Annotated in this window: 5 protein-coding genes and 1 pseudogene; 4 read left to right on the plus strand and 2 right to left on the minus strand. The window is 74.9% G+C overall.

Annotation, left to right across the window (positions count from 1 at the left end; genetic code table 11):
- Positions 1-36: 36 nt before the first annotated feature.
- A complete protein-coding gene (locus tag SSNG_RS26360) occupies positions 37-1,272 on the minus strand; it encodes a hypothetical protein (RefSeq protein ID WP_007266967.1) in 1,236 nt (411 codons plus the stop codon).
- A 201-nt stretch (positions 1,273-1,473) separates the two neighbouring features.
- On the opposite strand from SSNG_RS26360, the gene SSNG_RS26365 reads away from it, so the two are divergent.
- The gene (locus SSNG_RS26365; protein WP_007266968.1) at positions 1,474-2,523 is read left to right on the plus strand and encodes a LacI family DNA-binding transcriptional regulator; all 1,050 of its coding nucleotides are present in this window, start codon (positions 1,474-1,476) and stop codon (positions 2,521-2,523) included.
- Positions 2,524-2,551: 28 nt separating this feature from the next.
- The gene (locus tag SSNG_RS26370) at positions 2,552-3,547 is read left to right on the plus strand and encodes an ROK family protein (protein ID WP_165365027.1); all 996 of its coding nucleotides are present in this window, start codon (positions 2,552-2,554) and stop codon (positions 3,545-3,547) included.
- Here the strand turns inward: SSNG_RS26370 and SSNG_RS26375 are convergent.
- Complete coding sequence (locus SSNG_RS26375; RefSeq protein WP_007266970.1) at positions 3,537-4,532, minus strand: TAXI family TRAP transporter solute-binding subunit; 996 nt, start codon at positions 4,530-4,532, stop codon at positions 3,537-3,539. The two genes, SSNG_RS26370 and SSNG_RS26375, sit on opposite strands and share 11 nt — an antisense overlap.
- Positions 4,533-4,636: 104 nt before the next feature.
- Here SSNG_RS26375 and miaB point away from each other — a divergent pair, with 104 nt between their 5' ends.
- Together miaB and SSNG_RS26385 are read left to right on the plus strand one after the other, a co-directional pair.
- On the plus strand, positions 4,637-6,157 hold the full coding sequence (gene miaB / locus SSNG_RS26380) for a tRNA (N6-isopentenyl adenosine(37)-C2)-methylthiotransferase MiaB (protein ID WP_007266971.1): 1,521 nt from the start codon (positions 4,637-4,639) through the stop codon (positions 6,155-6,157).
- Between the two features lie 34 nt (positions 6,158-6,191).
- A pseudogene (locus tag SSNG_RS26385) lies at positions 6,192-6,438 on the plus strand (hypothetical protein); the annotation flags it as partial.

Raw genomic sequence — 6,438 nt, forward strand, 5'->3', positions numbered from 1 at the left:
TGCGGCTCGGGCGGGGGTGGGGGTGGGGGCGGGCCGTCACACGACCTCGCTGATGTGGACGACTTCCGTGATGCCCCGGGTCTTGAGGTGCGCCGGGTCCTCTGCGCGGTCGGACAGGACCACCGCCGGGCGGGTGCCCCGGGCCGTCAGCGAGGCCCAGGCTTCGAAGAACGGGCCGCCCGGGGCGCAGGCCGCGCGGCCCCGGGACTCGTCCAGGACGAGCGCGGTGTCGCGTACGGGCGGGCGGTGTCCGCGGTCCCGCCAGGCCGCCGCGACGCGGGCCAGGACGGTCCCGGCGGGCTTGGGCCGGCGGTCGTTGGTCAGCAGGCCCAGGCCGTACTCCAGCTCCGGGAAGTCGGCGAGCTCCCGGGACACGTCGTGCGAGCACCACCACGTCACCCCCCACAGCCCGGGGCAGTCCAGGACGGCCTCCAGCGTGGCGGCCGTGAACCGTGCGGCGTGCTCCGGGGGGATCAGCGGCGCCGGCGCCCCGACCTCCTGGAGCCACACCGGGCGCGCCGGGTCCTCGGCCCAGGCCTTCGACAGCTCGACCAGGTACGCCGCGTGGTGCTCGGTGGCCGTCCCGGTCCGGCCGTGGCGCTGCGCGGTGCCGTTGAACACCCACGAGTGCACGGCGGTGGCCGCGCCCAGCCGGGCCGCCTGGGCCGGGGTGAAGGGGTGCCCGTCCTGGTACCAGGCGGCGTCGTACTCGGCGTGCACGTGCAGCCGTCCCGGGGCGCCCCGTTCGCAGGCGGCGAGCATCCGCTCCAGCCAGCGTCCGGCCTGCTCGGGGGTGACGGGGTCGGGGTCGGGGTGCGGGGGGCCGGAGAACTGGTTGATCTCGTTGCCCACCGTCATCCCGAGGAAGTTCGGCCGGTCGGCGAGGGCGGCGGCGAGGGTGCGCAGGTACTCCTCCTGACCGGCGACGACGTCCGGGTCGGTGAAGAGGTTCCGCCGGTGCCAGGTCCGCGTCCAGGCGGGCAGGAAGTCGAAGCTCGACAGGTGCCCCTGGAGGCCGTCCACGGCGACGTCCAGCCCGCGCGCGGCCGCCGCGTCGGCGAGGGCGACGAGCTGCTCGACGGCGCGCGGGCGGATCAGCGCGCGGTTGGGCTGGAAGAGCGGCCACAGCGGGAACACCCGTACGTGGTCCAGGCCCAGGGCGGCGATCGAATCGAGGTCGGCCCCGACCTCCGGAAGGTCGAAGTCCAGCCAGTGGTGGAACCAGCCGCGTGCCGGGGTGTAGTTGACGCCGAAGCGCAGGGTGCGGTGCATGGAATGGTCCCGGGTTCTCGGGGAATGCGCCGGACGCCCACAAACTGCCGGGCCGTGCGGGCTGAGGTCAACAGCGCCTTTGCCGCCGGGCGGCCGGATCCGCGCGGTGTCACCTGCCGCTCCGCGCGCGGTTGTTGCCGCGGTCGGGTCGGCGTACGGTCCGCCGCAGCGCAGTCCACGTCACCGAGGGATGAGGCAGGCATGGCCCGCAGACCCACCATCAAGGACATCGCCCGCGGGGCCGGAGTGTCCGAGAGCGCCGTCTCCTTCGCCCTCAACGGCAGGCCGGGGGTCTCCGAGGACACCCGCGCCCGGGTCCGCCGGGTCGCCGAGGAACTGGGCTGGCAGCCCCACCACGCCGCCCGGGTCCTGTCCGGGGAACGCTGCGGGGCGGTCGGGCTGGTGCTGGCCCGGCCCGCGCACACCCTCGGGGTCGAGTCGTTCTTCCTCCAGCTCGTCTCCGGCATACAGGAAGTGCTCTCCGCCGGGCGGACGGCGCTGCTGTTCCAGGTGGTGGAGGACATCGACGCCGAATGCGCCGTCCACCGCCGCTGGTGGGCCGAGCGGCGCGTGGACGGGGTCCTCGTCGTCGACCCCCGTACGCGGGACCCGCGCCCGGAGCTCCTGGCCCGGCTCGGGCTCCCGGCCGTGTTCGTCGGAGGGACGGGGGAGCCGGTGCCGGCGGACTCCCCGCCGCCGCTGTCGTCCGTCTGGGCCGACGACGCCCGTGCCATGGCCGGGGTGCTGCGGCACCTCCACGGGCTCGGCCACCGCCGCATCACGCACATCGCCGGCCCGCCCGGCCTCGCCCACACGGCCCGCCGCATCGCGTCGCTGCGCGCCGAGGCCCACCGGCTCGGGCCCCCCGAGGACCACGTCCGGTCGGTGCCCACCGACTACTCCGACGCCGAGGGCGCCGCGGCCACCCGCCGGCTCCTCGCCGAGCCGGATCCGCCCACCGCCCTGGTCTACGACAACGACGTGATGGCGGTGGCCGGCAGCGCGGTCGCCGCCGGGCTGGGCATCCCCGTGCCCGGCCGGCTCTCCATCGTCGCCTGGGACGACTCCGCCCTGTGCCGGGTCACCCACCCCCGGCTGACCGCGCTGGTCCGCGACACCGCCGGGTTCGGGCGGCTCGCGGCCGAGGAGCTCCTCGCGCTCCTCGCCGGCGGCCCGCCCCGGACCCGGGAGAGCGAGCTGCCCCGGCTGGAACCCCGCGAGAGTACGGCCCCGCCGGCGGCGGCATACTGAAATCCGACCTTTTGGCAGGAGCACCTCCGTGACCACCCCCACCTCAGCCTTCCCCGTGCCGCGCAGCACCGCCGCGGCCGCCGTCGCCGGCCCGACCGTGGCGATCGACATCGGCGGCACGAAGATCGCCGGGGCGCTGGTCCACCCCGACGGCGCGATGACCGCGGTCACCCGGCGCCCCACCCCGCGCGGGACGGACGCCGACGGGGTCATGGCGGCGGTCGCGGAGGTCGTCGCGGACCTGGCGCGGGACCCCCTGTGGGCGCAGGCCGTCCGCTGCGGCATCGGCAGCGCCGGCCCCGTGGACACCTCGCGGGGCACCGTGAGCCCGGTCAACATCGGGGCCTGGCGGGAGTTCCCCGTGCAGGAGCGGATCGCCGCCGAGCTGGCCGCGCGCGGGGCCCGGATCCCGGTCGTCCTGGCCGGCGACGGGGTGGCCATGACGGCCGCCGAGCACTGGCTCGGCGCCGCCCGGGGGGCACGCCAACGCCCTGTGCATGGTGGTCTCCACCGGGGTCGGGGGCGGGCTGATCCTGAACAACCAGCTCCACCCCCGGCCCCACCGGCAACGCCCGGTCACATCGGCCACATCAGCGTCGCCTTCGACGGCGAGCGGTGCGTCTGCGGGGGCCACGGCTGCGTCGAGTCCCTCGCCTCCGGGACCGCCATCGCCCGCTGGGCCCTCGCCCAGGGCTGGACCGGCCCCGACCCCACCGCGGCGGGCGTCGCCGCCTCCGCCGCCGCCGGCGACCCGGTGGCGCTGGCCGCCTTCGACCGGGCCGGGCGGGCCCTGGCCGCGGCCATCGCGGCCACCGCCACCCTCGTCGAGACGGACGTCGCGGTGATCGGGGGCGGGGTCGCCGCCAGCGGGGACACCCTCTTCGAACCGATCCGGCGGCACCTGGCCTCGTACGCGACCCTGTCCTTCGTCAGGGACCTGCGAGTCGTCCCGGCCACCCTCGGCACCCACGCCGGACTGATCGGCGCGGCCGCCGCCGCGATGATGCTGCTGCCTACGGCTTGACCGAGCGGTAGTACCGCCGGGCCCCCTCGTGCAGGTCCAGCGGGTCCGTGTAGATCGCCGTCCGCAGGTCCACCAGCTGCGCGGCGTGGACCGCGTGCCCGATCCGGTCCCGGCTGAGGATCACCGTCCGGGTGAACTGCTCGGTCAGCTCCGTGCCCGTGTCCTCCCGGGTCACCAGCAGGTTCGGCACGGCGAGCGTGGCCACCGCCGAGGTGTTGCGGGCCCGCGCGTACGCGTCCTGCGGCATCACCGCGGCCCGGTAGTACCGGGCCGGGCTGCCGCTGGCCTGGAGCTGCTCGACCAGGTCGCCCAGCTGCACGAGCCGGATGTCGAAGCGCTCCGACAGCTCGTGCACGGCGGTCGTCGGGAGCCCGCCCGACCAGAAGAAGGCGTCGATCCGCCCCGCCTCCAGCTCGGCGGGCATGGTGTCGATGCCGATCCCGACGGCGGTGATGTCCTTGTGCGGGTTCAGCTTGGCCGCCGTCAGCAGCCGTTCCGAGACCAGCCTGACCCCGGAGCCGTCCTGGCCCACCGCGACCCGCTTGCCCCGCAGGTCGCGGACCGACTGCACGGGCGACCCCGCCGGCACCACCAGCTGCACGTAGTCGTCGTAGAGCCGAGCGCAGCCGCGCAGCCGGTCGGCGCCCGGTTTCCCGTCGGCCCGGTACTTGGCCACCGCGTCCGCCGTGGCGATCGTGAAGTCGGCCTGCCCGGCGGCGACCCGCTGGAGGTTCTGCTGCGAACCCTCGCTGGGCTCCAGCCGCACCTTAACGCCCGGCATGTCCTGCGCGAGCGCCCCCTCCAGCAGCTGCCCGTAGCGGTGGTACACACCGCTGCGCACCCCCGTGCTGAAGGTCAGCCCGCCCTTGAGCTCCGGCTCCCAGAAGGGCCTCGGCCACCACAGCAGCCCCCCGAGCACGGCCAGCACGGCGACCAGGCCCAGGAGGAGGCGGCGCCGGCTGATGCGGGGAGGTACGAGGGGCATGCCGGGATCCTCCCACCCGCCCCGCCCACCTGTCACGGCCGGCCCGGTCCGGCCGGGGACACCGGGCGACCGGAGGGCCCTCCGGCACCGCCTACCCTTGTTCCATGACCAGCAGCAGCGACCGGAGCACGGCAGTGGTGGACCCCAAGGGAACTTACGAGGTGCGCACCTACGGGTGCCAGATGAACGTGCACGACTCCGAGCGGCTCTCCGGTCTGCTGGAGGACGCCGGCTACGTCCGCGCGCCCGAGGGCTCCGACGGCGACGCCGACGTGGTCGTCTTCAACACCTGCGCCGTCCGCGAGAACGCCGACAACAAGCTGTACGGCAACCTCGGCCGCCTCGCCCCGATGAAGACGAAGCGCCCGGGCATGCAGATCGCCGTCGGCGGCTGCCTCGCCCAGAAGGACCGCGACACCATCGTCAAGAAGGCCCCCTGGGTGGACGTGGTCTTCGGCACGCACAACATCGGCAAGCTGCCGGTCCTCCTGGAGCGCGCCCGCGTCCAGGAAGAGGCCCAGATCGAGATCGCCGAGTCGCTGGAGGCCTTCCCCTCCACCCTCCCCACCCGCCGCGAGTCCGCGTACGCCGCCTGGGTCTCGATCTCCGTCGGCTGCAACAACACCTGCACCTTCTGCATCGTCCCGGCGCTGCGCGGCAAGGAGGAGGACCGCCGTCCCGGCGACATCCTCGCCGAGGTCGAGGCCCTCGTCGCCGAGGGCGTCTCCGAGATCACCCTGCTCGGCCAGAACGTCAACGCCTACGGCTCCGACCTCGGCGACCGCGAGGCCTTCTCCAAGCTGCTGCGCGCCTGCGGGCAGATCGAGGGCCTGGAGCGGGTCCGCTTCACCTCCCCGCACCCCAAGGACTTCACCGACGACGTCATCGCCGCCATGGCCGAGACCCCGAACGTGATGCCGCAGCTGCACATGCCGCTCCAGTCGGGATCGGACCCGATCCTGCGGGCGATGCGCCGCTCGTACCGGCAGGAGCGTTTCCTCGGGATCATCGAGAAGGTCCGCGCCGCGATCCCGCACGCCGCGATCTCCACCGACATCATCGTGGGCTTCCCCGGCGAGACCGAGGAGGACTTCCAGCAGACGATGCACGTCGTGCGCGAGGCCCGCTTCGCCGGCGCCTTCACCTTCCAGTACTCCAAGCGCCCCGGCACCCCCGCCGCCGACATGGAGGGGCAGATCCCCAAGGAGGTCGTCCAGGACCGCTACATGCGCCTGGTCGCCCTCCAGGAGGAGATCTCCTGGGAGGAGAACAAGAAGCAGGTCGGCCGCACCCTGGAGGTCATGGTCGCCGAGGGCGAGGGCCGCAAGGACGGCGCCACCGCCCGGCTGTCCGGCCGCGCCCCCGACAACCGCCTCGTCCACTTCACCAAGCCCGACGAGGACGTCCGCCCCGGCGACGTGGTCACCGTGGAGATCACCTACGCGGCCCCGCACCACCTCCTCGCCGAGGGTCCGACGCGGTCCGTGCGCCGCACCCGCTCCGGCGACGCCTGGGAGAAGCGCAACGCCGCCCCGGCGCAGCCGGCGGGCGTCATGCTCGGCATCCCGTCCATCGGCGTCCCGGCCCCGCTGCCGCCGGCCGTCTCGGGCTGCGCGATCGACTGACCGGACGGGGGCCGGGGCGGCTAGGCTGCGGATCATGCTCGTAGCCGCCGCCGTCTGCCCCGCCCCGCCGCTCCTCGTGCCGGAGGTCGCCGCCGGCGCCGCCGCCGAACTCGACGACGCCCGTACCGCCTGCTCCGACGCGCTGGCCGTGCTCGCCGCGGCCCGGCCCGACCTGCTGGTCGTGGTCGGCGCCGCCGGAGCCGGCCGCACGGGGACCTACCCGCCGGGATCCCGGGGTACCTTCCACGGCTTCGGGGTCGACACCGAGGTCCGCCTCGGGG

Origin of the sequence: Streptomyces sp. C (assembly GCF_000158895.1) — a bacterium.
GTDB classification, from domain to species: Bacteria; Actinomycetota; Actinomycetes; order Streptomycetales; family Streptomycetaceae; genus Streptomyces; species Streptomyces racemochromogenes.